Origin of the sequence: Croceicoccus sp. Ery5 (assembly GCF_020985325.1) — a bacterium.
In the GTDB taxonomy this organism is placed as follows: Bacteria; Pseudomonadota; Alphaproteobacteria; order Sphingomonadales; family Sphingomonadaceae; genus Croceicoccus.
In genome coordinates, this window is the sequence record NZ_CP087587.1 from 2691783 (window position 1) to 2715969 (window position 24187).

Below are 24187 nucleotides of genomic sequence, written 5' to 3' on the forward strand. Positions count from 1 at the left end.
CCATTATCGTCGATCTGCGACAGATGGTCTGCCAATGCCACGAGTTTTGCGACTGGGGCGCACGATCAAGCGACACCGAAGCTGTGCAACTGTTTCCGGCGCGTATGGGTGTTCAAAACCCCGTAAATCAGCGCAATCAGGGCGACGGCGAGCCGCTTGAGGTTAATCGCGGCGGCGGTGAGGAATGCCTGGATGCGCATGTTATCGAGACCGCGCCGGACGGCACGCGCAAGACCATGCCAGGTTTTGGCTTCGCCATGGACGCCTTCGACCCGCCAGCGGTGACGCTGATAGAGCCGTTCTTCTCGCTCACCCCACCGCAGCCGTTTACGCCGCGCCCGTAGCAATGATGGGTGATTGACATTGAACACGACCACACGGCCATAACGCGACGGGCTGACGCAGCGCGCCTTGAGCGGGCATGCCGCGCAATCTTTGGCATTGGCATGAAAATGCTGAAACGCTCCGCGCTGAAGCTTGCCCCTGGGGTGCAGGATCTTGCCTCTAGGGCAGCGAGCGATGTTGTGGCGCGCATCAAACTTGAAGCGACGGGTGGGAATGACCTTGCCGGGCGGCGGTTCGGCCTTGGCCGGAACCACGCCTTCGATCTCGCGATCTTCAAGCGCGCGGAAGACTTTGGCATAGGCATAACCGGCATCCATTGTGGCAACCGCCATCGCCGCGCCGGTCGTCGCGGTGATGGCATCGAGCCGTGCGACCACAGCTATACCCTCGTTCTCCTCACCGGTCGCAACCTCTACATCGACGATGACGCCGGCGACATCGTCCACGGCGGTGTGCTGTTTGTAGGCCGGTTCAAGTCGGCGGTTGCGGCCGTTGGTCGCCATGGTCGCGTCGGGATCGGTGACACAAACCTTCTTTGACCTGCCCTTCTTGCGATTGTCGAAAAGCGTTTCGTCGTTCGCCTCGGTGACCGCCTCGACGTGGCGAACAACCAGCGAGTCCCAGCTGACATGGGCACGGATCAGCGAGGCATCGATATGGACGACTTCGCCGGTTGCAATCTTCGCGGCAATACAAGCCTGCACCGTCCGCTCGAAAATACGGCGGAAACGTTCTGCTCCCCAGCGTTGACGAATGCGCGTCAGCGAAGAATGATCCGGCAACGGCTCATGTAGCGCGAAACCGCAAAACCAGCGGATCGCCAGGTTCACCTGCGCCTCGCGCATCAGTCGGCGGTCATGCACGATACCAAGCAGGAACCCGGCGAGCATCAGCCGGACCGCAACCTCGGGATCGATACCGGGACGGCCATTGTCAGCGCAGTAAAGGTCGCTGACCTCGTCGCGCAGCCATCTCAGGTCGAGAACCCGGTCCACCCGCGCCAGGACGTGATCGTCCGGAATCAGCTGACGAAGCGATCCCGTGATGAATAGTTCAAGCTGACCCCGCTCCTTGCAGCCAAGCATAATGCCATCTCCCACTGCCTCGACACAGTGAATCAGACCGGCGCGACTTTTTCAACGACCCCATCGTCCATTTGCTGCGCAATTCGACGGACTTCGTGTCCTGGAAGGACCGCAAAGGGCTGGCGACGGCGCTCAAGGACATTTACCGCGCTCCCAGCGCCGAGGCCGCCGAACAGGAGGCGCTCACCGCGTTCGAGGCTGGCCCCTGGGGCCAGCGCTATCCCGCCATCGGCCAGAGCTGGCGGCGGGCCTGGACCGAGGTCATTCCGTTTTTTGCATTCCCGGACGAGGTCCGCCGGATCGTTTACACCACGAATTCCATAGAAGCCCTCAACTCGAAGCTTCGCAGAGCCGTCAGGGCCAGGGGGCACTTCCCGAGCGACGAGGCCGCCACGAAATTGCTCTATCTGATCTTGAATCGGTCGGAGAAAGAGTGGAAAATGCCGCCGCGTGAGTGGACCATGGCAAAGGCCCAGTTCGCCGTCATATTCGGTGAGCGCTTTATCAAAGCCATGGCGGCGTAAGGGTCAACCGCCCGCCCACGAAATTCCTGACAGTCCCCGGCGGCGAAGGCGGACGACACTTCACTTGCCTCGATATGATCAGGTAGGGCTAAATGCACTTACCGACCTCACTCGGTAATCCTAGAGGCGACCATCGCACGATATTTGACAACATACATCCTTGTTAGATGGGCTTTGTTCTACAGACTGGACCCACGCGTCAATTTCGGTCTCAACCCATACCGTACATTTCGGTCCGAGCGACCGAGACCTTGGAAACCGACCTTCCTTCATCCTCTGGTAGATGGCTGAACGGCGCAAGCCCACCCGATCCATGACTTCGGGCAATCGCAATAGCCTAGACGGTTGCGCTATCTGATGCACTGCATCACCGTTTGTGCAGGCTTCATCGGCGGGCTGTTCGTGGATCTTCATGATCAATCCTATCAGATTAATTTAACTGCCCCTCCTGGATTTCTTCCTCTATCGCGGCAGCGCCAAACCGATGTCCCGACTGGCAAAATCGTCGATATGCTTGGCAAGAATCCGCGCGATCAGCTGCGAAGTGCCATTCGCCCAACGCGGCCTAAGGTCGGCAACTCGACTGCCCAATGTGCGTTCAAGCTGTCCGGGCAGCGCGGTCAAAAACTCCTCGAGAAAAGCGCCCATTTCGCAACGCATCCATTCGCAGGCCAGATTCTCCTGCCCCGCGAGCGTCAGGATCAGGCTGGCGCGCGGGCACGCGCCGCACAGTTCGAAGACGCGCGCGGCCTCATCCAGACTGACGGTCCGATCGCCGCGCATGACCCGCAACAAGGTTTCGCGATGCATGCCCATCTCACGGGCGATCTGATGCCGAGGCTTGTCGGAGGTTTCGATAGCGTGGGTCAGGACATGCGCGAGGCTGGCATCCGCATTGCCGCAGGTAACAATGGTCTGGTGCACGAGAGACTCCTTGAAGAATGAGGTGGAGCGCTAGGCATATCGCGCATGCCCAATGTAGGAAAACGAAAAGAACATTAACAGCACATCTCGTTTATAGGCGACTCAATCCAAGATTGTGAGTCGTCGGTCATATTCGCGGCAAGTGTCGCAATTGATCGACGGTGTTCGCCGTAATATCCATAGTATTGGTACAGATTAGCCGCGATCGACCGCCTGATCCATCCATATTGCGTCATCCAAAGACGCAAAATCCCCTTCCCGCTTTCCTAGATCAATTTCCTAGCATCATATGGAACACACAGCGAACGAAAGAACGCTGGGTTCACCCCTCCAGATGGAGTTCCATATGCAGACCCTTATCCTCCCCCGGCGCATCGCCGCCGCTGAGCGTTCCTCCAAGTTCGGGAGTGCTGTCAGCTTTGCGGCACCGTTAGCCGTCGCCACGCTTGCGGCCACCACCGCCTATGCGGGCGCGGATACGACGTTCGATCCGGCGCTCAACCAGTTTACCGATTTCCTCGAAGGTTCGGGCGGCAAGATCATCACCGTCTTGAGCCTGGCAGGCGGGCTCATCGGCCTCGCCTCGGGCCGGTTCTCGCTCGGACAGGTCGCTGTTCCGGTCGGCGTCGGCATTGGCGTGGGCACGGGCGTTCCGATCGTCACCTCGGTCGTGACCGCGGTCATCTGACGCATCGGACGGGAAGGCGGCTCGCCATGGCAGACCCCTACATCATCCCGCGCCGGCTCGACGACCCGGAGCTTATCGGCTTCTGGACCATCGACGAGTTTGCCGGAATGATCATCCCCTTCTCTTGGGGCATTCTCAACCAGCATATCTTTATCGGCATTATCGTTGCTTTCGGGGCCTGGTTCGCGCTGCGAAAGGCAAAAGCAGGACGCGCCAGCTCCTGGGTAACCCATGCCGCCTATTGGTATCTGCCGGCCGGAATACTGGGCCTGACATCGACGCCGCCTTCCCACTGCCGCCTGCTGGCGGGTTGAGGGGAGATACACATGCTTGTCGATATTTCGCATGAGCGCCAGCAGCAATTGCTGCGCCAGCGCAACCTGTTCGCGATGACCAGCGCGGGGCTTGGCATCACGCTCATCATCGCGACCAGCCTTGCTGTCACCCGCGAGCGCGAGATCGTGCTGCTGCCCACCATCCCGCGCCAGCTCACGGTCAGCAGTGCAGGGGTCGAAGCCGACTATCTCGAGCTCGTGACGCGCGATGCGGCGCTCGTTCTTCTCAACCGCAGCCCCGAAGGGCTCGATTACTGGATGGCAGAGATCCTCAAACTCGCCGACCCGGCAAGCTACGGACGGCTGAAGGCCGATCTCGTCGCCATCGTCGAGGAACAGCGCGGGTCGGATGTGACCCAGGCTTTCGTCATCCGCTCGATGACCGTCGATCCCACGGCCCTGACCTCGGACGTCACCGGCACGCTCAAGACCTTTGTCGGCGCGCAGGTGATCGCAAGCGACGAGCGGCGCTTCCGCTTCCGCTGGACCTATCGCGGCCTGCGCCTTGCGCTCGCAGGGTTCAGCCAATTGCCGACGCAAGATTCATCGAAGGAGGCCTGATAATGGCTTACCCCAACACGATACGCGCAGCGCGGATGGCTCTCGCCACTGCCGCCTGCCTGGCGGTGAGCGTCAACAGCGCGCAGGCGGCCGACCAGTTCAAGCAGGCGGCTGACGGCGCGAGCATCGATTGCGCGGTCTCGGCACGCGAACTGACACGCTTCGCGCTCGTCGACGACCAGTTTGCGAGCGTATCCAAGATCTCGACGGGCACACCCTATAATGATTTCGCGGTGACCAATGAGCCGCTGCGCGGCGACATCTATGTCTCGGTCCCCCAAACCTATGCGGCGCGCTCGATCAGCTTTTTCGCGACGACGAGGAAAGGCTTCGTCTACAAGATCGCTTGCCGGATCGAACCGGTTCCCGCGGTGCAGATCTTCATTACCAATCCCGCGATCGCTAGGAACAAGGCATCGGGCTGGGAAAGCGAAACCCCACTCGCGACGAGCGCGGTGCGCCTCATTCAGGCGATGGCGAATGACCAGACGGTCGATGGCTACGAAATCCGGCAGGCCTCGGCCCTTCCCGCCCGCGTCGGCGATCTCGAGGTCCAGCTGATCGCCGATTATCGCGGCAGCGCGCTTGCCGGGAAAGTCATCCGCGTCACCAATCGCGGCAAGAAGCAGCTGACGCTCGCCGAGCGCGACTTTGCCCCGCGCGATACGCTCGCGATCTCCATCGTCGAACCCGTGCTCGAACCCGGCACCGCGACCACGGCCTTCGTCGTCGGCATAAACGGGGAGATGGGTCGATGAGCATCACGCCTCCCCCCGGCACGCCTGTCCAGGCCGAAGCCGCCTCGCCGTCACCCGTCACCAGCCTCAATGCCAAAACCGCGCGGCGGCAGAAGCTGCTGATGGGATCGCTTGGCGCGCTCGCGCTCATGGGCGGGAGCTGGTTTATCCTCGGCGGCGATGAGCGGGCGAGCGATGATCCCGATGCGGCGCAGACCATCGATACCGCAGGCCTCGTCAATCGCGATCTCGCAAACCGCGAGTTCGTTGCGACCTATAGCAACCGGCTCGATGCGGTCACGCGCGAACAGAAGGCGCTGAAGGACGCGGCCGTTCCGCGCGACGAGATCGAAGCCGAACTTGCCGCGCTCAAGGCCGAGAACCGCGCGATGCGCGAAGATGGCGAGGCCGCCATCGATGCAATCTCGGCCGAGAATGCGGAATTGAAATCCCGTCTTGCCGCGCAGAATGCACCGGCCGTGCCCAGCACGCCGCCGCCGGCCTATGGGCCCCAAGCAGGCGGCTATGATGCGCGCGCCTTGCCGGGATCACCCACCCCTTCGGGCCCATCAATGGGTGCAGACAGCGGCATCGCGGGCCCGGGCGAAGTAAAGCTGATGAGCTTTACCTCGGACAAGGCGGGCGCGAGCGGACTGCGCGCCGTGCGCCCAGAAACGCCGCCGGTCGTGGTCGAGGATTCGCCAGATTATCTGCCGCCCAATTCCTATGCCTCGGCGCGCGTCATTGTCGGCGTCGATGCCTCGGCAGGCGTTGCGAGCCAGACCGATCCGCTTCCCGTGGTGCTGCGCATTACCGGCCCGGCACGATCGGTCATGCAGAACGGCAAGGTGCTGACCACGCGCATCGAGGGCTGCATCGTCAATGGCGCGGCGCGCGGCGATCTCTCTTCAGAAAAGGTCTATGTAAAACTCGCCCGCATGACCTGCGACCAGCCCGGCGGGCGGGTCGCGGTGAGCGAGGTCAAGGGCTTCATCAGCTTTGCCGGTAAATCGGGCGTGCGCGGCCGTGTCGTCAGCCGCGAGGGCAGCCTTGTCAGCCAGGCGCTGATGGCCGGGATCGTCGGCGGGTTCGGACGCGGCTTTTCAGCCAATGCCAATAGCGTCTTTTCGGGCGTCACCACCAATGCCGATGGCACACGCTCCTCGCTCTCGGCGGGCGACATCCTCACCGGAGGGCTCGGCCAGGGCGCCGCCGATGCTGCCGATACGGTCAGCCAATATCTGATCGAGCGCGCCGAACAATATCAACCCGTCGTCGAGATGCCGACCGGCATCGATGTCGAGATCGTCTTTCTCGACGGTGTCTATGTGAGGAACTCGCAATGACCCTCAAGCCCCCCAACCCCTTCAGACCGCACGCCTTGAGATTGCCCCCGGCCAGACTGCGCCGCTTGCTCCGTCCTGCCGCCGCGCTCACCGCTGTCATCGCGCTGTCGGCCGCCACGGGCTGGGGCGTTGCCAGCCTCGCCTCCGAGCGGGCAGCACCCGATGCGGACGCCGTGCGCGCCGCGCTCAAGCTGCGCCTCCCCAAGACGCCCGTCGACGCGATCACTTGCGAAGGTCTTGGCGGGCTTTGCGAAGTCGCGTCCAGGTCGACGCTTTTCTACGTCGACCGGGCCGCGCAATATCTGGTGATCGGCCGCGTCTATGACATGGAAGCGCGCCAGGACCTGACCGCGGCCCGCCTGCTCGCGCTCAATCCCGATTTGCTCGCCGCCGGGGCAGCACGGCGTTCCGATGCGGGCGATCAGTCTGCGGAAAGCCCGCGCGCCGCGCCGCAGACGGTTTCGCTGGCCGGACTTCCCGAAAATGGCGCGATCCGCTGGGGCCCGGAGGGCGGCCCCGAAGTCGTGGTCTTCAGCGATTTTCATTGCGGCTATTGCAAGAAGCTCGAAGCCGAATTGAAGGCAATCGGCGCGCGGGTCGAGGAACGGCCGATCTCGATCTTCGGGACAGACAGCCGCCGCGATGCCGAGCGCGTGCTGTGCTCGCCGCAACCCGCCGTCTCGTTGCGCATGGCCTATGGCGGCATCGCGCTCGCCAACCCCAAACCCTGCGACACGAGCGGGCTCGATGCCAACGAGGCCTTCGCCAAGGCCAATGGCTTCAACGGCACACCCGTCATCGTGCGCCCGTCGGATGGCGCGGTCCTCGAAGGCTACCGCCCTGCCAAGGTGCTGCGGGACTTCCTCGAAGGCGCCCCCGCTCAGGCCGCGCCCGCCAATCCCGCTCAGCGCACAAAAGGATAATCGCGATGCGTATCCCTTCCCGTCTCCTCGCGACCGCCTGCCTTGCCATGCTCGCCAGCGGCTGCGCGACATTCGGCACCAATATTGACGGCAATTTCACCTGCCGTGCGCCCAAGGGCGATTGTGCGCCGTCGCATGTGATCGATGCGCGCGCCACCAGCGGCCTGATGTCTGCTGACGCCGGTCACGCCCCTGTTCGCCAGCCCGTGCCTGTCGCTGCGGGTGACCGGGACCGGACCTCCGAACGCGTGCTGCGGATCGTGTTTCCTGCACATGTCGATGCAAGCGGCACGCTACACGACGATGCCATTGCCTGGGCCGTCATCGAAAATCCGCGCTGGGTGGCAGAGCTACGCCGTCAGCCCGGCGACGAGACTGCACCGCCGCTGATGCGCCAGCTGCGCCGCCAGCTCAAAGCCGCGCAAGAAGCAAGCGAGGCGCAATCCGATACCGCTGCCCCCGCATCAACCGGGCGGGTCGCCCCCGAGATGATCGGTCCCGTGGATCCTTTCCGTCCCTTATCCTCACCTCGAGAAATGTCCTCGCCAGAAGAAATCCCCTCCGCCTCGTCGCTGGTCCTCCCCTCCACGGCGCTCGAGGCGGTTGCCGGTGCCCATGCACCGGCGGTCTGGACTTGTAACGGTTTTGCGCCGGTCACCTGAGCGATTTAAGCTCGCAAGAGGAGACCGTCGAGATGATGAAGCATTCAGAAGAGTTCAAGCAGGAGGCGGTGCGGATTGCGCTGACCAGCGGGTTGTCGCGCGAACGGGTCGCAGCGGATTTAGGGATCGGCAAATCGACGCTCGGCAAATGGATTGCACGATATCGGCCGGGAGAATTGGTGGCCGCGCCGCAGGCTGATCTGGCGCGGGAGAATGAACGGCTTCGCCTGGAGAACCGCGTGCTGCGGGAGGAGAGGGAAGTGCTAAAAAAGGCCACGCAGTTCTTCGCGAGCCAAAAGCCGTGAGGTTCGCTTTCGTGCACAGCTGGCGGCACCGTTGGCCAGTGGAATTGATGTGCCGTGTCCTGCAGATCAGCGAGCGCGGCTATCGGTCTTGGCGCTCGCGTCCGATCAGCCGGCGGGAACGAACGGATATGAAGGTGCTGGCGCATATCCGCGAGCAGTACAGCCTGAGCTTGGGCAGCTATGGCCGCCCCCGGATGACAATGGAATTGAAGGAGGCCGGCCTCGATGTCGGCGAGCGCCGGGTAGGACGGTTGATGCGGATCAACGCCATCAAGCCGGTTCGTACCCGCAAGCACAAGGTCACGACCGACAGCCATCATCGCCTGGGTGTCGCCGCGAACTGGCTTGATGGCGACTTCGTCGCCGATAAACCCAACCGTAAATGGGCTGGCGACATTACCTATGTGTGGACGCAGGAAGGCTGGCTCTACCTTGCCGTCATCCTCGATCTGCACAGCCGCCGCGTTGTGGGCTGGGCGGTCAGTGATCGGATGAAGAAGGATCTGGCGATCCGGGCGCTGGACATGGCGGTGCGGCTGCGCAATCCGCCGCTAGGCTGCTTTTTCCATTCCGATCGCGGCAGCCAATATTGCTCGTATGATTATCAGAAGAAACTGCAGGCCTATGGCTTGCGACCATCGATGAGCGACAAAGGAAACTGCTACGACAATTCCGCTGTCGAGACATTCTTCAAATCGCTGAAGGCAGAGCTGATCTGGCGGCAGAACTGGCCAACGCGGCGCCAGGCTGAAGCCGCGATCTTCCAATACATCAACGGGTTCTACAACACCCGTAGACGCCATTCATATCTGGGCGGCATCAGCCCGCTCGCGTTCGAAGCCAAGGTGGCATAGTGAAATAGGTGACCGGCACAAAACCGTTACAAGTCCATTATTATTATGCCCGTGCCAGCCAATAAGGCGCTGAGGCGGCGCGTTATCGCCTGCCTCGCCCTCACCCTCTCCTCGACTGCTCTCGCCGGTCCGGCGCGCGCCGAAGAACCGGAACCGGTGGCGGCAAGTGACCATCAGGATCGCTTCTACTGCGAGGAGCGCAAGCTCGGGTACTGGTTCTATTGCAGCAAGCCCAAACCGCCCGAAATCGAGGCCGAAGCGCCCGAGGCAGTTCCAAGCGCAACAACCGAACTCGACGCGCTGACGGCCGATCTGCGGGAATTGAAGGCCAGGGCCATTCTCGAGCCGACGCCAGCGAATGTGACCGCCTATATCCGCTTCCAGCGCGCCCAGCTCGATCGCGCCTCGCTCTTCAGCGATGTCTGGCAGCGCGCGATCTGGCAAGATCCCGATCTCGACTATACGCTGCAGCGCCCGGTCTCGACCCTCGGCAAGCGCCAGTGGCAGGATGTGCGCAGCGCCGCGCGCGATGCGGTGATGGCGCAACTCTCCGAGCGCTACGGGCTGTTCTATTTCTTCGCGCAAAGCTGCGGCGCCTGCGAGATCATGTCGCCGATCGTGCAATCGGTCGCAGCGACCTGGCAGATCACGGTGCGCGCGATCTCGACCGATGGCGGACCCTCGCGCCATTTCCCCGGCTATATCGTCGAGACGAACCAGCGCAGCCGGATGGGTCTCGAGCCCAAGATCACGCCCGCCATCGTGCTCTGGGATGCGCTCAAGGGCCAGCCCGTTCCGATCGGTTACGGCGTGATGAGCGCCGATGAACTCCAGGACCGCATCTATCTCCTCACATCGAAGGAAGCCGGCCATGACTATTGAACACCGCAGCACCCCGACATCCCGCACGAAGCGGGTCGTGGCCGCGCTCCTTGCCGCCACCCTCCCCCTCAGCAGCGCTTCGGCCGATGTCGGGAGTTCGATGGATGGCTTTCTCAATGATGTCGGCGGCGCAGCCAATGTCACCGGCCCGACCGCTTTCGAGGGCCAATCGGCAGGCTATTACAGCCTCGGCAATGTCTGGACGCGCTTTCCGCAGAAGACGACCAATATCGCCAATCTGCAACTGCCGCGCGCCCGCGCGGGCTGCGGCGGCATCGATATTTTCGCAGGCTCTTTCAGCTTCATCAATGCCAGCGAAATGGTCGCGATGCTGAAGGCGGTCGCCAATAATTCGGTGGGTTTCGCCTTCAGCCTCGCGATCGATACCGTCTGCCCCGAATGTTCGAAGATCATGCAGGAGTTCAGCCAAAAGGCACAGCTCATGAATAATCTCAACATCAACTCCTGTGAAATGGCGCAGGGGCTGGTGGGCGGGGTCTGGCCCAAGGGCGATCTGGCCGACAAGGCGGTCTGCGAAGCGATCGGCAATTCCGAAGGCATCTTCACCGATTATGCCGCCGCCAAGCACGGCTGCGGCACCAAGGGCGAGCGCGCCAGCACGCTCGCGCAAGGCAGCGAAGAATATGGCGACGTCAATCCGGGGGTCGCGCGCAACTACACCTGGACGATCCTCAAGAAGTCCGCGTTCTTTTCGCCCGGCGGCACATTCGACGAGGAACTCGCCGAATATGCAATGACGCTTCTGGGCACGATCATCTATGTCCCGCCAACCGACGATGAACCGGGCAAATTCGTGCCCATCGCGGGCGAAGCCTCCTCGACGCTCGTCACGTCGCTCCTCGACGGCACTGCCGCAGGCGGCGGCGAGGTGCTGATCTTCGATTGCGACGAACCCGAAAACTGCCTCGATCCCGGCTTCAAACCGCTCAGCCTGGCCGCCTCCAAGGCGCTCCGCCCACGCGTCGCCGCATTGATCGACGGCATGGTGCAGGCGGTCCATGACGATACCGCCATTACCGATGCGCAAAAGGAACTCCTGCAGGTCGCCTCGATCCCGCTCTACAAGATCCTGACCGTCCAGGCCGCCTATGGCCGCGGCATGCCGACCGACGATCGCGAGACGCTCGCCGAGATCGCGAGCGTCGATCTGCTCTTCGCCGTTCTCGACCGAATTACCGGTGAAGCGGGCCGCTCGATGTCGAGCTTCATCGGCGCGGACGAAGCCAAGATCGCCATGTGGCACGGTCAGGTGAATGTCGTGCGCCAGGCGCTCGCCGACCGGCAGGCGAACACGCATCTGAAGGTCGGCGCGATCATGCAGATCACCGAGAAGACCGCGTTCATCGAAAACATCCTCGCCGCCTCGATGTCGCCCGGCATGGCCGCCTCGCTCGACTGGTCGCGCGGCGTAAATTCGCGCGCCCTCACCCATTGATGACCCCTTAGCGAGACCCGAACGGCGGGAGCCCAGCAGCATGGTCGAGATTTTCACAATTGGCGGCGGCGACTATCTCGTCAATGTGTTCCAGGCCGTCGCCGCCTGGACGGGAAATGGCGGCTATAAAAGCCTGCTCCAGGTCGTGCTGGTCATGGGTCTTGGCCTTTCCGCGCTGACGCTCGCCTTCAACCAGGACTGGCGCGCCTGGATCAACTGGTTTCTGGGCGCAACGCTTATCTACTCCTGCCTGATGGTGCCGCGGCTCGACGTCCATGTAACCGATCGGCTTAATCCTGGCCTCGCGCCGGCCAATGTCAGCAATGTACCATTAGGCCTTGCGCTCATGGCGAGTTTCACGAGCCAGATCGGCGATTATCTGACCGGCTCGGCCGAAGTCGTGTTCGGCTTGCCCGGGGACCTCAACTATTCGGCAAACGGCATGATCTATGGCGCGCGGCTCTATGACGCGACGCGCTCATTGCGCATTTCCGATCCTGAATTTGCCGCCAATCTCGACGAGCATTTCAAGCAATGCGTGTTCTACGATGTGCTGCTCGGCCGCTATTCGATGAAGGCGCTCGCCGAAACCAGCGATATCTGGGCAACGATTGCGCCCGGCAGCCAGGCCCGCGCGCAGCGCTTCCTCACCCGGGATGCCGGAGGTCAAGTGACATCGAACATTATCACCTGCCGCGAAGCCTATGATGCGCTAAATGGCGAGTGGGCGGGTCTGATCGACGCCATGGGGACCGTCTTCGGACGCCAGCTTTATCCCAACCAGACCGCAGCGCTCGCCAAGGCCAAGCTCTTTGCCGATCTGCCCGTCGCCTACCAATATCTCTCGGGCGTCTCGGCCAATGCCACCCAAATCTTCCAGCAGGTGCTGACGATCAATGCGATGGGCCAGGCGATGCATTCGATGGCGGCAACGAGCGGCGCGGGTAATGTCGATGTCTATGCCCAGACCCGCGCCGACATCCAGACCGAGCGGACCTATGGCTCGATCGCCAGCAATGCCATGAAATGGGTGCCGCTGCTCAATATCGTGCTGACCGTACTGTTCTATGCCCTGTTTCCGGTCCTGTTCCCGCTGTTCCTGATGCCGAAAACCGGGCCGCTGGCGCTCAAAGGCTATCTCACCGGCTTCTTCTATCTGGCGGCATGGGGACCGCTTTTCGTCATCCTGCACATGATGCTGATGTACAAGGGCGCAGCCGATATGACCGCGGTCGCCGGCGGCAATGGGCTTACCCTCGCCAGTTTTACCGGCATGGCCGATGTGAACAGCGATATCGGACTACTGGCCGGCTATCTAATCGCCTCGGTCCCGTTTCTGGCAGGCGGCGTCGCCAAGGGCGCGATGGCGATTTCGCACCACGCGACAAGCTATCTCAATCCGAGCCAGAACGCGGCCGAGGAAGCAGCACGCGAGGCGAGCACCGGCAATGTCTCGCTCGGCAATACCAGTTTTGAGAATTCGAACGTGTTGACCCGCCAGTTCGCGCAAGGGACCATCGCGCCGAGCTTCACCTATGGCGCAGGCCAAACCCGCACATTCAGTGACACAGGCTCGATGACGAGCAGCTTTGCCGAGGCCAGCTACGATCAGCTCCCCAACTCGAGCTATCCTTTCACGCCCAGCCTCGGGCAGGAGTTTACCGCGCGGCTCTCGACCATGGCTTCGCAGGCCCGTTCGAACAGCGAAACCTATGCCAATATAGCATCGGAATCGACAAGCAGTGCCGTCACCAAATTCCGCGAACTGCGTAATCAGTTCAGTCGCGGAAACGCCTTCGAGACCGCCACCGGTACATCCAATTCCGATAGTATCCAGACAGCTTTCAGCGAGGTCGATCAGGCATCGGCTAATCTGCAGCGCCAGTTTGGGCTATCGCGACGGGCCGCCGACGATATCACCGTTGCATGGTTTCTTAACGGCGAGGCCGGCGGCAGCGCGGGCGTAACGAATGGCGTAGAGTCTGCGAATGTCGGTGCTAAAGGCGGACGAAACCAAAGCTGGACAGACAGCGATATTGGTATCGCATCGGAAGATCGCTCACGGATCTTTGGTAGCCTCGCGCAGATGTCAGAAAGCCGGAACTGGTCCAGCACGCGTGATGGCTTCATCCGCAGCGTCAATACGTCGTCGAGTTCGTCTATCTCCTCGTCTGCAACGGGCATGAATGCATCGCTGACCGAGGCCCAAAGCTACAGCCGCGAGGCGCGGCGGTCAGAAGAACTGGCCAACCGTCTTGAGCGTCAGGGGTCGTACCTGCAAGGAAACAGCGCGGCGGGAAGTCTCAATCTGTCGCAAGCATACCGCGAATGGGGTTTGGTCGAGATCGAGCGCAATCGCGACTTCTACGGCGATGTGCGCTTTGACGACCTGGCCTTCCAACTCAGTCCGCAGGGTCAGGCGCTACAAGACAAGTTCATCGGCAGCTATGCCGAACAGCTAAGGAACGGGATTGAAGACCAGCTGGTTGTCTCGACTAACCAGACCATCTCACGTCCTTCGGTCTCTGGACCGGATTCAATACGACGAGGCGCCCAAGTCGGCCGAGGAGGTTCGGGTATTCTGCCTCAGGTGGATGCTGCCGACATCAACGGCGAGGTGCAGCGAAAACAAGCGATCGGTCGTTTGAAAATCCGTAGTGCTCGAGAAGGCCTCGACGCCGCAACCAAGGATGCCAAAGGGGCAAGCGAAAAGGCGGCCGACGATGTGAAGAACTGGTAGGGCGTTAGCCCTTAATGAGATCCCAGTAGACCACGAACCCAACGAAAATTAGAAAGAGAAGAAGAACTGCAATCGAAAGCTTCCGCCCCCAAGGGTCAGCCCACGATTTCTTGACCCGATATTCCATCAGGCGATTGTCGCGGATCGCCTGATCGATTTCAGATAGGCCTTCCCAATTCTTGGTTCGCGAAGTCTTCCGGCTTTCAAGGTTGAAATTCGTCATGATGACATTCATCTCGTTTCTCCCTAGAACATAGCGGAAACATGAATTGAGTGACAGCAAAAAATTCGCCTTGCCATATCGCCGCCTCTGCTCTCCTCAATAGAAACTGGAGTAAAACATGTTCCGGCATCATGCCTGCCGTTGGGACGATCCGGCAAGTCCGGTTACGGGACGGGATCACGGCAAGCCGCCATTCCCGCTAGTCCATGATGAAGGAAGCAAAGCGCACTAGATGCCGTAATGAACCGGCGTCTTAACTGTCAGGTCTGTCAGGGAAGTTTACGCATTCGCAGTTCGCAGGCTTGAAAGCACTCTCTTTTCGGCTTTACCCACAAGCAATTGCGCCGATAAGCATAGGCTCATATCATCCCGATTGGAGGCCTACACATGCATCGCGTAGCACTTCTTCTTACCGTCGGTCTGCTCGCAGCCTGTGGCAACTCATCCTCCACAGCAAGTGGCGATATCGAGGACGTCACAAGCAACGAGGGCGATACGATTGCCCTTGCCGAAACCGGCAACGCTACCGAACCAAGTACCATTACCATGGCGTCTCCTCTCGGCAGCGGAACCGTCCAGGCTCCAGGAGGACCAATAGCTTCGGACAACGGCAGCCAAGACGCCGAGAGCGTGACTACACTTCCCTTGAAGCCCGGCTTTTATGTGGTGAACGATACGGCTTGCGGGCAAGCATCCAACGCGACACTCGTGCTGGTGCGCAAGAGTGGGATCAACACGTCGCGCGTGCCCTGCGATTTTAAGTCAATCGAGAAGACCGGCGCGAACAGCTACCGCGTGACCGAAAGCTGTACGGAAGGCGGTGCGGCATGGGGCGCCGAGGAGCATATTTCCACTAATGTCTCAACCTACGATATCCTCAATGAAACCAGCTTTACCTCGAAATCCGACAGTGGATGGGCAAGCAGCGCGCGCTATTGCCCTCAATCGAGCCTGCCCGAACCGTGGCGCAACAACGATATTGGCGACCTCATCGAATAGGCGAGCTTACGCCTTCGCCGCGATCGCATATACCGAAGGCTACAATGAGTGGATTGCAGGAAACAGGCGTCGACGACTATCCTCTCGATACGATGGAACCTCCCGCTCTCAAGATAAGAATCCAGCTCTATTGCGGCGCCGAGATCGCGATGGGACCCGGCAAGGCAGACCTGCTCGATGCGATAGCGGACCATGGTTCGATTTCGGCCGCCGCCCGGACGATGGGCATGAGCTATCGCCGGGCATGGCTTCTGGTCGATGTAATGAACCGTTGTTGGCAAAATCCGCTCGTAGAGACGACCCCCGGCAGCGCCCATGGCGGTGGCGCACGTGTAACGGCTTTTGGTGACACCGTACTCCGGCAATACCGGAATCTGCAGAACGAGCTGGGAACAGCCGCCCATGGCAAGAGTTACAGTTCCTTGTCGGCCGCCATGCTAGATGAACCGAAAGCGAGCCAGAAAAAATAATCGAAGCGATTGTCGTCGAGAGAGATTCAGCGGCAAACTTTCGGGGATAGAGTTCACTGCCGCACTGGCACCACCAGCACATTGGTCTCGGGCTCGCCATTTGCGGCGATCTGCAGGATATAGCTTCCGGCTTGCAGATCGAAATCGACTATCTTGCGAATACCGGTGCATTCGGGGCCATGGCCGTGCGCGACTGATGCTATGGCAGTCCCATTCGAGACGATATCGACCCAACCGGGCGAGCCCAGCGCGACGCGATACCTGCCGGCTTCCGGAATATCCAACCCGGCCATTCCGCCGTAGCTGACCGAGCCACCGGGCTTTCCGGGAGCAACGACATAGCGGACATCAGATGCGGGATGCAGTGATAGCCGGACCGCGCTGCCTGCCTCGATCCGGGCAGCATCGCTCTGTCCAGCTTCCGCAGCAGCGATGGCCGGAACCGGATGGGTCCATGGCGCAAGGATACCTGAAGGGATGACACGCTCGGCGCAGGGCTGATTGGCATCCTGCGCGAAGAGCGGTGCTGACGCCAGTCCGGTCACCATGATCGTTGCGGCAAATATCGCGGCTTGTCGCACTGAACTTCCTTCGCATTGCTTAGCTATATTTCACCGTATATAGCACACCGAGATCCATAACAACATTTCAGGGGGGTATTCGTGCGTCTCGTTTCCATTCTTGCAGTTGCCGCCACGCTTGTCTTTCCGGTGGCCGTCCGGGCTCAGGACGATGCGACCTCACAAGAGGCCGATCAGACCTTCACGCTCGGCCAGATCGTGGTGACGGCACAGCGCGCGGACGGCATCGGCATCAGCAGCGAGACCCTCACGGCAGAGGCTATGGAGGCGTTCAATCGCAATAGTCTTGATGACGCAGCCAACCTCATTCCGGGTGTTGTTGCTGCCAATAGCGGCGGATCGCGCAACGAACGCCTGATCTTCGTGCGCGGCTTCGACCGCTTTCAGGTGCCGCTCTCCATCGATGGCATCCGCGTCTATCTGCCTGCTGACAACCGGCTCGACTTCGGCCGGTTCCTCACTCCCGACATTGCCGAGATTCAGGTGGCGAAAGGCTATGCCTCGGTACTCGACGGTCCCGGAGCGATGGGCGGAGCGATAAACCTCGTCACGCGCAAGCCGACGCAGGAACTTGAGATGGAGGTGCGCGGCGTGCTCGATCTCGACCGTGACGCCGACTATGCCGGTTACACCGCATTCGGGCTTCTCGGCACCCGTCAGGAGAGATGGTACGCCCAGGCAAGCTTCGCTCGCAGTTTCCGCAATCACTGGGATCTCCCCGGCAATTTCGAGCCGACGATCAATGAAGATGGTGGCGCGCGCGACTTCTCGCGTACCGAGGATTGGCGCCTCAATCTGAAGGCTGGATTTACACCCAACGCCACGGACGAATATTCGATTAGCTATACACGGCAGGAAGGATCGAAGCTTGCCCCGCTTCATATCACGTCCACCAACAACCGCGTGCTGCGCAACTGGACATGGCCCGAATGGAACATCGAGAGCATCTATTTCCTGTCGACCACTGCGCTTGACGATGTGGCGACGCTGAAGACCCGGCTGTTTCGCAGCGAATATTACAATGTGCTCCGCTCTTATGACGATCGTACGTTGAGCAGCCAGACGCAGGGACGGGCCTTCGACAGCCCCTATGACGACGAAGCGATCGGCGGATCGGCCGAGCTTGCCCTGGCGCTTTCCGGGCGCGATAGGCTGAGCCTGGCCGTTCATTTCCGGCGCGATGAGCATAACGAAACGCAGCTTTCGCAACCCGATTTGCCCGGCGCCGCGCCAGAGCCCAATCAGCAGAGTCTGGAAAAGACGTGGAGTATGGCGGCGGAAAACCGGTTCGCACTGTCCGATAATTTGTCGCTCACGCTGGGGGCGAGTTACGACTGGCGAGACCTTTCGAGGGCCGAAGAATATGACGATGATCTCACACCCGCCCTGTTCAATTTTCAGCTCAAGGATGCCGAAGGATGGAATGCACAGGGACGGCTCGATTGGGAGGGCGACGACGGCAGCACGGCCTATGCAAGCGCCTCTTCCCGAATACGCTTTCCAACCTTGTTCGAGCGTTTCAGCAGTCAGTTTGGCATGGCCGAGCCCAACCCGGGTCTCGATCCCGAACGCGCGACCAGTTTCGAAATCGGCGGCAGCACCGGGCTCGGGCCAGCGCGGCTGTTCGGCTCTGTCTTCTACAGCAGGCTCGACGATGCCCTCGTCACGATCCGCACCGATGAAGATCTCAATCGCCGGGAAAATATCGGCTCGGCCGACTATTATGGCGCGGAACTGGGGATCGATGCACAGTTCTCGCCGACGCTTAAGGCGGGGCTGAACTATAGTTACATCCATCGCAGTTTCGACATCGGGTCGGCGCCCCCGGGAGGTTTTGTCCGAGAGTTCAAACTAACGGACGTTCCCAGCCACAAGGGTTTCGTCTGGCTGTCCTGGAAGCCGGTGAACGGCTTGACAGTCCTGCCGAGCGTCGAATTCGCATCCGGTCGCACCACGGTGGAAGCAGCGACCGCCAGCGGCGATACGCCGGTTTACTACGATCTCGATGGCTATGTAACGGCTTCGCTGCGCCTCGATTATGCGGTGAACGAGCATGTCACCCTTGGCATCGGCGCGCGGAACCTGTTCGACGAATATTATACGCTGACGGATGGATTCCCGGAAGCCGGACGCAGCGTGTTCATGACTGCCAGGGGCAAATTCTGAGCCGCTTCTGTCTTCTGTTTCGTTGTGACGTTCGGTTATGCATCAGCCATGGCACCACGCTTCGCGGGTCACTGGGATTGACGCGCGAAATCAGATTGGACGGCTGCGAGAGAAGAGAAAGCTGCTGATGGGCTTGTGGCTCCACGCTGTGCCACAGGTTGAAGAGCCGTAATTCGAACAGCACTGATGCGGAAAGCGCCGCAGGCGTCAGACAGGTACGCTCGCAACCAGCCTCTTCTCAGAGGCGATCTCTACCCGACCAACTCATGTTCAGGCAGAGCGCCTTTCCGTTTGGACAGACCGACTTCTGGTGACTTGCGGCCGTCATCGACACTCGCTATTAGTTGCGAACTAATCGCAATAAGAAAGATCAGGGGGGAGGAATTCAGAAAGGACAGACTCATGACCCGCCGTTTTCCGCCGCTGAATCTTGATGCGGTTGCCTGCCGTACAGTTATTGTCGAGGGAACCCGGTGCTGGCGGAAAGCACGCGATACCGGACAAGCGGTCCAGCCATCCCTCTACCAGATGTTCGTATCTCACGACTGTGAAATGCTTGCACCGGTATTCGATAGCCTGATGAGCCTGTGCGAAAATGCACTTGGACGGCCAGTCGTGATTGGCAGTGCTATGGCCTTGTCCGAGGACGAATCCATGCTTCTCGGCCTGCTCGACGGATCGAGGCAGCGATGTACGTGCATTGACTGCCTGACGGAAGCGGCCGCGAGTCTCGATTGTGCGATCAGTTCGGCACAGATCCTGATCGGGACACCGACCCGTTCATCCAACCTGCTGCAGTAAGTCATCGAGAGCAATCCCCCTGTTCCACGAATAGACCTGATCCAGATCCTGAACCATGCATATGATTGCGATCGATTTCGAAGCTTCCTGTCTGCCCAAACATGGTCGATCTTATCCGATAGAAGTGGGCATCTCCGAAGACGGCTTTACGTCCCGATCCTGGCTGATCCGTCCGCATGTCAGTTGGACCGGCTGGACCTGGACTGAAGAGGCCGAAAGCCTGCACCGTCTTTCCCAAGCGGAACTGTGGCGCGATGGCCTCCCGGCCGAACGGGTTGCGGCCGAGCTTGCCCAAGCGCTGGGAGGAGCACAGGTTATCGCCGACAGCCCGATCGATGCCTATTGGCTCGAAACGCTTTACGAAGCCGCGGCGCAACCTTGCTCGGTAGAGATTCAATGTGTCAGCAAAATACTGCGGGAATCCGGTCTCAAGAGCGATGTCATCTTTGCCGCACAGACCCGTATCGATGCCCTGGGATTTGGAAGACATCGTGCCGGAGAGGACGCGCGCTGGCTGGCTGCGTTGCTAATGGAACTCGAGAAGCAGATGCAGGCAAGGGACCGGTCCTTGCTTCGGGCACCCCGCTCCACGGAAATGCTGACCTATGCCGCCATCTAACAAAGTAAAATGTATGAGTATGATCTGTGTGGAAGCGAGGTCGACTGTCGAGGCAGACTTGCCTCATGCAATTCGAACGTCTTCCTGCTTGAGAAATTCAGCCAGGACGATTGCGTGGTTAGCCCGCCTGTCTCGGGCGGCATAGAGCAACGTCACATCAGCCTGATCGACAAGATTGCATAGCTCGCTCACCTCGACGTCATTTGCCTTCAGCTCCTGGCGGTAGCGATCGCTAAATTCCTCGAATCGAGCCGGATCGTGGTCGAACCATTTGCGCAACCCTGTGCTTGGCGCGATCTCCTTGAGCCAGAGATCGAGTTTCGCGGATTCCTTCGACACCCCCCTCGGCCAGATGCGGTCCACCAGCACCCGCTTCCCGTCAGTGCTTGCGGGAGCATCATAAATTCGCTTGATGCGAAAAGTGCCCATTATCGCCCGCCCTTGCTTCCCCGGTTGATCCACGCTGGCGGATCGCTTGCCGGAAAGGACTCGATCGAGGCTTCGTCGACCTCGTCGAAGAGTCCATCATTGAGCAATTGCCGGACCTGCCGAGCGATCTCCGCGACCAGTCCGTCGCGCACAGGTCTGTCAGTGGAATCCTGCCGGGACGCCACGCAGCCACAGAACCGCTCATCGACCACCTCATCGATCAGGTCGCTCAATTCGCAGTCTTCGGCCCGATAGCGCTCGGCGATGTGGCGAACGGCCTGCGTGAGCTGCTCAGGGTCGATCGGATCATCATATTCATGCGTCATGCCATTTGCTCCTGCTCTGGTAGGGCAAGGTGAAGTCGAGGCAGCGCCGGGAACGGACATGTCATTCTAGGCGAGGGCGAACATCGTGACCATGCCACCGATGGCAATGCCGAATGCCATCATCATGATACCGGCAATCCGCAGAATGTAGGTCAACGGATCGCTATTTTCGTTCACCGATGAGGCCGGACGCGGCGGCCGTCCGACGAGGCGCCTGACAAAGTCCTGCCGAAAAGCCATGGAGAAGCCGATCACGGCCAGGATCAAACCGAAGACATCGACGATCAGGACGTAGGCGGGCACGTCATCCTCCTTGCATCCCGCCCAGGTCACACGCGGCCAGTCCGCATTCGAGTCCGGCGATCAGATCCTGTTCGGCTTCGAGGCCGATCGACAGGCGCAGCAGGCTGTCGCCGATGCCCGCGACCGTCCGCTCCTCGTCTCCCATGTCGGCATGGGTCATGGTCGTTGGATGCGCGACGAGGCTTTCAACGCCGCCGAGCGATTCCGCGAGCGTGAAGAATTTTACATGGTCGATGAAACGGCGAACCGCGTCGACGCCGCCTGCCAGTTCGAAACTCAACATGGCGCCGAACCCGTCCTGCTGGCGTGATGCGATTGCATGTCCCGAATGCGTGGGCAGGCCCGGATAATGGACTTTGCTGACGGCCGGGTGCTGTTCGAGCCATGTCGCGACAGCCATGGCATTGCTCTGCTGGACCTGCATGCGCGCGAACAATGTGCGCAGACCGCGCAAGGTCAGCCAGGAATCAAACGGTGCGCCGGCACTGCCGACGATATTGGCCCATTGGCGCAGGTTCTGCACTTCCGCCAGATCGGCGGCGATCACCGCACCGCCAATTACGTCGGAATGACCATTCAGATATTTGGTGGTGGAGTGTACGACATAGTCACCGCCAAGTGCAATCGGACGCTGGATCGCCGGCGACAGGAACGTGTTGTCGACGGCCACCGCCGCCCCTGCTTCCTTTGCCTGCAGAGAGAGAGCCGCGATATCGACGACGCGCATTAGCGGATTACTGGGTGTCTCGATCAGAACGAGAGCAGGCACTTCTTCCAAAGCGGCGGCGAAGGCAACATCATCAGACTGATCGACGAAGCGGACCGAGCAGTGCCCGCGGCTTGCGCGCGCCTTCAAGAGCCGCATCGTGCCGCCATAACAATCATGCGGCGCAAGGATGAGGTCGTCCGGCACCAACCGACTGACCAAAAGGTCGAGCGCGGCCATACCACTCGATGTGATGACGGCGCCGGCGCCGCCTTCCAGTTTTGCGAGCGCCTCTGCCAGAAGATCGCGCGTTGGATTGCCACCGCGGCCGTAGTCATAGAGCCGTGGCTGATCATAGCCCGCGAATTCGTAGGTGCTCGACATATAGAGTGGTGGCGCGACAGCCCCATAGGCCATGTCTTCCGCGACGCCGAAGGCTGCCGCGACGGTCGCCGGATCGGGCGATGGCTTCCCGCGATCACTCATTGAACAGGCGCCCTTCCGTCACCGCGCGGACAATGCCGGCGCGGATAGTGAAATCCCCGAAATGCTCGCCTGCTTGACGCTCGCGGGCATAGCGGCCGAGTGCATCATCCAGATCTTCGAGAATCGCCGCCTCGCCAGCATTCTCGCGCACCATCCGATTGAGACGCTCGCCATGGAATCCGCCGCCAAGATAGAGATTATACTTGCCCGGCGCACGGCCCGTCAGCCCGATCTCTGCGATATAGGGCCGCGAGCAGCCATTGGGGCAACCGCTCATCCGAAGCGTGATCGGTTCGTCAGCGAGCCCATGGCGGTCGAGGATTGCCTCGATCTTTTCAAGCAGCGTCGGCAGGTAGCGTTCGCTCTCGGCCATGGCGAGGCCGCAAGTCGGCAAGGCAACGCAGGCGATCGCATTGCGCCGAAACGGAGGGACAGTGTCCGTTTCCAGCCCGTATTCAGCCAGTAGGGCGTCGATGGCGGCGCGGTCCTCGGTCCGAACGCCAGCGATGATGAGATTCTGGTTGGGCGTCAGGCGGAAGGTGCCGCGATGAATACGCGCGATATCGCGGAAGGCATCGAGGAGCTTCAGGTCGAGCCGGCCACTGCGGATGAAGACCGTGCGGTGATGGCGCCCGTCCGGCGTCGAATTCCAGCCATAGCTGTCGCCGTTCGAGGTGAAGGTGATAGCGCGTACGTCTTGGAACGGCGCGCCCATCCTCTGCTCGATCTCGGCCTTGATCCAGTCGAGTCCCTTGTCGTCGATGGTATATTTGAAACGCGCGCGCTGGCGATCCTTGCGGTCGCCATAGTCGCGCTGGACCGCCATCACCGCATCGGCGCAGGCGATGACCTGATCGGCAGGAACGAACCCGATGAGACTGGCGAGGCGCGGATAGGTTTCGGGCGCCTGATCTGTGCGGCCCATCCCCCCGCCGATGACGACATTGAACCCGTCCAGTCCATCTGGCCCACCGATGGCGATGAAGCCCAGATCCTGCGCATAGACGTCGATATCGTTGGACGGCGGCAGGGCGAAGCCGATCTTGAATTTGCGCGGCATGTAGGTCCTGCCATAGAACGGTTCTTCCGGCCCGGACGAAGCCACGCGCTCGTCGCCATACCAGATTTCGTGGTAGGCGCGCGTCTTGGGGATAACATGGTCGCTGACCTGCTTGGACATTGCCGCCACCTCGGCGTGGAACTCAGAACTTTGCGGATCGACCGTGCACATCACCCCGCGGCTGTCGTCGCCGCAGGCAGCGACCGTATCGAGCAGCGTGTCGTGCAACCCTTTGATGATCGGCCTGAGACTGTCTTTCAGCACCCAATGGAACTGGAAGGTCTGGCGCGTCGTGATGCGCAAGGTTTCGCCGCCATGGGCGCGGGCAAGCTCATCGAGCTTCAGCCATTGCGCCGGGCTGCAGACACCGCCCGGCAGGCGCACCCGGATCATGAACTGGAAGGCGGGCTCCAGCTTCTGGCGGCGGCGCTCATCGCGCAGGTCACGATCATCCTGCTGATAGATACCATGGAATTTCATCAGCTTGACATCGTCGGCCGAGGGCACGGCTCCGGTGATCCGGTCGAGCAGACCTTCGGCGATGCCGCCGCGCAGATAATCGCTCCTGTCCTTCATCGTCTCGTCCGGGCCAAGCCTGTCGAGAGGTTGGGAGAGGTCGCGGCTGCGGTCGATGGTATCGGTCGTCATGGG

At 60.9% G+C, this 24187-nt stretch carries 26 protein-coding genes and 1 pseudogene; 18 read left to right on the forward strand and 9 right to left on the reverse strand.

Features of this window, described 5'->3' with window-relative positions; translation table 11 throughout:
- Positions 1–65 precede the first annotated feature (65 nt).
- Positions 66–1430 (reverse strand): transposase, encoded by a 1365-nt coding sequence (locus tag LOZ74_RS12735; protein WP_230290966.1) that lies wholly within the window; start codon positions 1428–1430, stop codon positions 66–68.
- Between the two features lie 62 nt (positions 1431–1492).
- Between LOZ74_RS12735 and LOZ74_RS12740 the strand changes: the two are divergent.
- Positions 1493–1954: pseudogene (locus tag LOZ74_RS12740) on the forward strand (transposase); the annotation flags it as partial.
- Between the two features lie 120 nt (positions 1955–2074).
- Here LOZ74_RS12740 and LOZ74_RS12745 read toward each other — a convergent pair.
- Positions 2075–2368: an AlpA family transcriptional regulator gene (locus LOZ74_RS12745; RefSeq protein ID WP_255671149.1), complete on the reverse strand. Its 294-nt coding sequence runs from the start codon at positions 2366–2368 to the stop codon at positions 2075–2077.
- Between LOZ74_RS12745 and LOZ74_RS12750 the strand changes: the two genes are divergently transcribed.
- The 12 genes from LOZ74_RS12750 to LOZ74_RS12805 all read left to right on the forward strand — a co-directional run bounded on the left by LOZ74_RS12750 (position 2300) and on the right by LOZ74_RS12805 (position 14367).
- Complete coding sequence (locus tag LOZ74_RS12750) at positions 2300–2899, forward strand: hypothetical protein (RefSeq protein ID WP_230281962.1); 600 nt, start codon at positions 2300–2302, stop codon at positions 2897–2899. The two genes, LOZ74_RS12745 and LOZ74_RS12750, sit on opposite strands and share 69 nt — an antisense overlap.
- 325 nt (positions 2900–3224) lie before the next feature.
- Positions 3225–3566, forward strand: coding sequence for a hypothetical protein (locus LOZ74_RS12755; RefSeq protein ID WP_230291494.1), 342 nt, complete (start codon positions 3225–3227; stop codon positions 3564–3566).
- Positions 3567–3592: 26 nt separating this feature from the next.
- On the forward strand, positions 3593–3880 hold the full coding sequence (traL, locus tag LOZ74_RS12760) for a type IV conjugative transfer system protein TraL (protein WP_230291495.1): 288 nt from the start codon (positions 3593–3595) through the stop codon (positions 3878–3880).
- Between the two features lie 12 nt (positions 3881–3892).
- On the forward strand, positions 3893–4462 hold the full coding sequence (locus LOZ74_RS12765) for a type IV conjugative transfer system protein TraE (protein WP_230291496.1): 570 nt from the start codon (positions 3893–3895) through the stop codon (positions 4460–4462).
- Positions 4463–4464: 2 nt separating this feature from the next.
- Positions 4465–5220, forward strand: coding sequence for a type-F conjugative transfer system secretin TraK (locus tag LOZ74_RS12770; RefSeq protein ID WP_370638830.1), 756 nt, complete (start codon positions 4465–4467; stop codon positions 5218–5220).
- Entirely contained in the window at positions 5217–6545 is a 1329-nt protein-coding gene (locus LOZ74_RS12775) for a TrbI/VirB10 family protein (RefSeq protein ID WP_230291497.1), read from the forward strand. The genes LOZ74_RS12770 and LOZ74_RS12775 overlap by 4 nt, the downstream gene beginning before the upstream one ends.
- Complete coding sequence (locus LOZ74_RS12780; RefSeq protein ID WP_230291498.1) at positions 6542–7468, forward strand: DsbC family protein; 927 nt, start codon at positions 6542–6544, stop codon at positions 7466–7468. Before LOZ74_RS12775 ends, LOZ74_RS12780 begins: the two co-directional genes overlap by 4 nt.
- Positions 7469–7473: 5 nt before the next feature.
- The gene (locus LOZ74_RS12785) at positions 7474–8130 is read left to right on the forward strand and encodes a conjugal transfer protein TraV (RefSeq protein ID WP_230291499.1); all 657 of its coding nucleotides are present in this window, start codon (positions 7474–7476) and stop codon (positions 8128–8130) included.
- A gap of 32 nt (positions 8131–8162) precedes the next feature.
- Positions 8163–9289, forward strand: a protein-coding gene (locus LOZ74_RS12790) for an IS3 family transposase (RefSeq protein ID WP_370638831.1) whose coding sequence is annotated in 2 segments (ribosomal slippage) — positions 8163–8403 and positions 8403–9289 — 1128 coding nt in all. Because the reading frame shifts where the segments join, the coding sequence is not laid out codon by codon here.
- Positions 9290–9334: 45 nt separating this feature from the next.
- Entirely contained in the window at positions 9335–10171 is an 837-nt protein-coding gene (locus LOZ74_RS12795) for a conjugal transfer protein TraF (protein WP_230291501.1), read from the forward strand.
- Complete coding sequence (locus tag LOZ74_RS12800; RefSeq protein WP_230291502.1) at positions 10161–11627, forward strand: conjugal transfer protein TraH; 1467 nt, start codon at positions 10161–10163, stop codon at positions 11625–11627. The genes LOZ74_RS12795 and LOZ74_RS12800 overlap by 11 nt, the downstream gene beginning before the upstream one ends.
- A 40-nt stretch (positions 11628–11667) precedes the next feature.
- Positions 11668–14367: a conjugal transfer protein TraG N-terminal domain-containing protein gene (locus tag LOZ74_RS12805; protein WP_230291503.1), complete on the forward strand. Its 2700-nt coding sequence runs from the start codon at positions 11668–11670 to the stop codon at positions 14365–14367.
- Positions 14368–14371: 4 nt separating this feature from the next.
- Here the strand turns inward: LOZ74_RS12805 and LOZ74_RS12810 are convergent, their stop codons facing one another.
- On the reverse strand, positions 14372–14602 hold the full coding sequence (locus tag LOZ74_RS12810) for a hypothetical protein (protein ID WP_230291504.1): 231 nt from the start codon (positions 14600–14602) through the stop codon (positions 14372–14374).
- A gap of 375 nt (positions 14603–14977) precedes the next feature.
- On the opposite strand from LOZ74_RS12810, the gene LOZ74_RS12815 reads away from it, so the two are divergent.
- Positions 14978–15589: a hypothetical protein gene (locus tag LOZ74_RS12815; protein WP_230291505.1), complete on the forward strand. Its 612-nt coding sequence runs from the start codon at positions 14978–14980 to the stop codon at positions 15587–15589.
- Between the two features lie 92 nt (positions 15590–15681).
- Positions 15682–16059 carry a winged helix-turn-helix domain-containing protein gene (locus tag LOZ74_RS12820; RefSeq protein ID WP_230293890.1) on the forward strand — a complete coding sequence of 126 codons (378 nt, stop codon included), beginning with the start codon at positions 15682–15684 and terminating at the stop codon, positions 16057–16059.
- Positions 16060–16112: 53 nt separating this feature from the next.
- Here the strand turns inward: LOZ74_RS12820 and LOZ74_RS12825 are convergent, their stop codons facing one another.
- Positions 16113–16640 carry a hypothetical protein gene (locus LOZ74_RS12825; RefSeq protein WP_230291506.1) on the reverse strand — a complete coding sequence of 176 codons (528 nt, stop codon included), beginning with the start codon at positions 16638–16640 and terminating at the stop codon, positions 16113–16115.
- Between the two features lie 81 nt (positions 16641–16721).
- On the opposite strand from LOZ74_RS12825, the gene LOZ74_RS12830 reads away from it, so the two are divergent.
- The 3 genes from LOZ74_RS12830 to LOZ74_RS12840 all read left to right on the forward strand — a co-directional run bounded on the left by LOZ74_RS12830 (position 16722) and on the right by LOZ74_RS12840 (position 20226).
- Complete coding sequence (locus LOZ74_RS12830) at positions 16722–18806, forward strand: TonB-dependent siderophore receptor (RefSeq protein WP_230291507.1); 2085 nt, start codon at positions 16722–16724, stop codon at positions 18804–18806.
- A gap of 402 nt (positions 18807–19208) precedes the next feature.
- On the forward strand, positions 19209–19607 hold the full coding sequence (locus LOZ74_RS12835) for a hypothetical protein (protein ID WP_230291508.1): 399 nt from the start codon (positions 19209–19211) through the stop codon (positions 19605–19607).
- Between the two features lie 61 nt (positions 19608–19668).
- Positions 19669–20226 carry a hypothetical protein gene (locus LOZ74_RS12840; protein ID WP_230291509.1) on the forward strand — a complete coding sequence of 186 codons (558 nt, stop codon included), beginning with the start codon at positions 19669–19671 and terminating at the stop codon, positions 20224–20226.
- Between the two features lie 63 nt (positions 20227–20289).
- Here the strand turns inward: LOZ74_RS12840 and LOZ74_RS12845 are convergent, their stop codons facing one another.
- From LOZ74_RS12845 to LOZ74_RS12865, 5 genes are all read right to left on the reverse strand, one after another.
- The gene (locus LOZ74_RS12845; RefSeq protein ID WP_230291510.1) at positions 20290–20655 is read right to left on the reverse strand and encodes a DUF488 domain-containing protein; all 366 of its coding nucleotides are present in this window, start codon (positions 20653–20655) and stop codon (positions 20290–20292) included.
- The gene (locus LOZ74_RS12850) at positions 20655–20981 is read right to left on the reverse strand and encodes a hypothetical protein (RefSeq protein ID WP_047820086.1); all 327 of its coding nucleotides are present in this window, start codon (positions 20979–20981) and stop codon (positions 20655–20657) included. Before LOZ74_RS12850 ends, LOZ74_RS12845 begins: the two co-directional genes overlap by 1 nt.
- 66 nt (positions 20982–21047) lie before the next feature.
- Positions 21048–21284: a hypothetical protein gene (locus LOZ74_RS12855; RefSeq protein ID WP_230291511.1), complete on the reverse strand. Its 237-nt coding sequence runs from the start codon at positions 21282–21284 to the stop codon at positions 21048–21050.
- A 1-nt stretch (position 21285) separates the two neighbouring features.
- Positions 21286–22476 carry a cystathionine gamma-synthase gene (gene metB, locus LOZ74_RS12860; protein WP_230291512.1) on the reverse strand — a complete coding sequence of 397 codons (1191 nt, stop codon included), beginning with the start codon at positions 22474–22476 and terminating at the stop codon, positions 21286–21288.
- The gene (locus LOZ74_RS12865) at positions 22469–24184 is read right to left on the reverse strand and encodes an NADPH-dependent assimilatory sulfite reductase hemoprotein subunit (protein ID WP_230291513.1); all 1716 of its coding nucleotides are present in this window, start codon (positions 24182–24184) and stop codon (positions 22469–22471) included. Before LOZ74_RS12865 ends, metB begins: the two co-directional genes overlap by 8 nt.
- Between the last annotated feature and the right edge of the window lie 3 nt (positions 24185–24187).

What these genes read in the sequence shown, in the direction of transcription:
- LOZ74_RS12815 (WP_230291505.1), top strand. Translation starts at nt 14,978, where the DNA reads ATGCATCGCGTAGCACTTCTTCTTACCGTCGGTCTGCTCGCAGCCTGT.
- LOZ74_RS12820 (WP_230293890.1), top strand. Translation starts at nt 15,682, where the DNA reads ATGGAACCTCCCGCTCTCAAGATAAGAATCCAGCTCTATTGCGGCGCC.
- LOZ74_RS12850 (WP_047820086.1), bottom strand. Translation starts at nt 20,981, where the DNA reads ATGACGCATGAATATGATGATCCGATCGACCCTGAGCAGCTCACGCAG.
- LOZ74_RS12840 (WP_230291509.1), top strand. Translation starts at nt 19,669, where the DNA reads ATGATTGCGATCGATTTCGAAGCTTCCTGTCTGCCCAAACATGGTCGA.
- LOZ74_RS12755 (WP_230291494.1), top strand. Translation starts at nt 3,225, where the DNA reads ATGCAGACCCTTATCCTCCCCCGGCGCATCGCCGCCGCTGAGCGTTCC.
- LOZ74_RS12775 (WP_230291497.1), top strand. Translation starts at nt 5,217, where the DNA reads ATGAGCATCACGCCTCCCCCCGGCACGCCTGTCCAGGCCGAAGCCGCC.
- LOZ74_RS12800 (WP_230291502.1), top strand. Translation starts at nt 10,161, where the DNA reads ATGACTATTGAACACCGCAGCACCCCGACATCCCGCACGAAGCGGGTC.
- LOZ74_RS12845 (WP_230291510.1), bottom strand. Translation starts at nt 20,655, where the DNA reads ATGGGCACTTTTCGCATCAAGCGAATTTATGATGCTCCCGCAAGCACT.
- LOZ74_RS12745 (WP_255671149.1), bottom strand. Translation starts at nt 2,368, where the DNA reads ATGAAGATCCACGAACAGCCCGCCGATGAAGCCTGCACAAACGGTGAT.
- LOZ74_RS12835 (WP_230291508.1), top strand. Translation starts at nt 19,209, where the DNA reads ATGACCCGCCGTTTTCCGCCGCTGAATCTTGATGCGGTTGCCTGCCGT.
- LOZ74_RS12805 (WP_230291503.1), top strand. Translation starts at nt 11,668, where the DNA reads ATGGTCGAGATTTTCACAATTGGCGGCGGCGACTATCTCGTCAATGTG.
- metB (WP_230291512.1), bottom strand. Translation starts at nt 22,476, where the DNA reads ATGAGTGATCGCGGGAAGCCATCGCCCGATCCGGCGACCGTCGCGGCA.
- LOZ74_RS12765 (WP_230291496.1), top strand. Translation starts at nt 3,893, where the DNA reads ATGCTTGTCGATATTTCGCATGAGCGCCAGCAGCAATTGCTGCGCCAG.
- LOZ74_RS12780 (WP_230291498.1), top strand. Translation starts at nt 6,542, where the DNA reads ATGACCCTCAAGCCCCCCAACCCCTTCAGACCGCACGCCTTGAGATTG.
- traL (WP_230291495.1), top strand. Translation starts at nt 3,593, where the DNA reads ATGGCAGACCCCTACATCATCCCGCGCCGGCTCGACGACCCGGAGCTT.
- LOZ74_RS12865 (WP_230291513.1), bottom strand. Translation starts at nt 24,184, where the DNA reads ATGACGACCGATACCATCGACCGCAGCCGCGACCTCTCCCAACCTCTC.
- LOZ74_RS12795 (WP_230291501.1), top strand. Translation starts at nt 9,335, where the DNA reads ATGCCCGTGCCAGCCAATAAGGCGCTGAGGCGGCGCGTTATCGCCTGC.
- LOZ74_RS12810 (WP_230291504.1), bottom strand. Translation starts at nt 14,602, where the DNA reads ATGAATGTCATCATGACGAATTTCAACCTTGAAAGCCGGAAGACTTCG.
- LOZ74_RS12735 (WP_230290966.1), bottom strand. Translation starts at nt 1,430, where the DNA reads ATGCTTGGCTGCAAGGAGCGGGGTCAGCTTGAACTATTCATCACGGGA.
- LOZ74_RS12770 (WP_370638830.1), top strand. Translation starts at nt 4,465, where the DNA reads ATGGCTTACCCCAACACGATACGCGCAGCGCGGATGGCTCTCGCCACT.
- LOZ74_RS12785 (WP_230291499.1), top strand. Translation starts at nt 7,474, where the DNA reads ATGCGTATCCCTTCCCGTCTCCTCGCGACCGCCTGCCTTGCCATGCTC.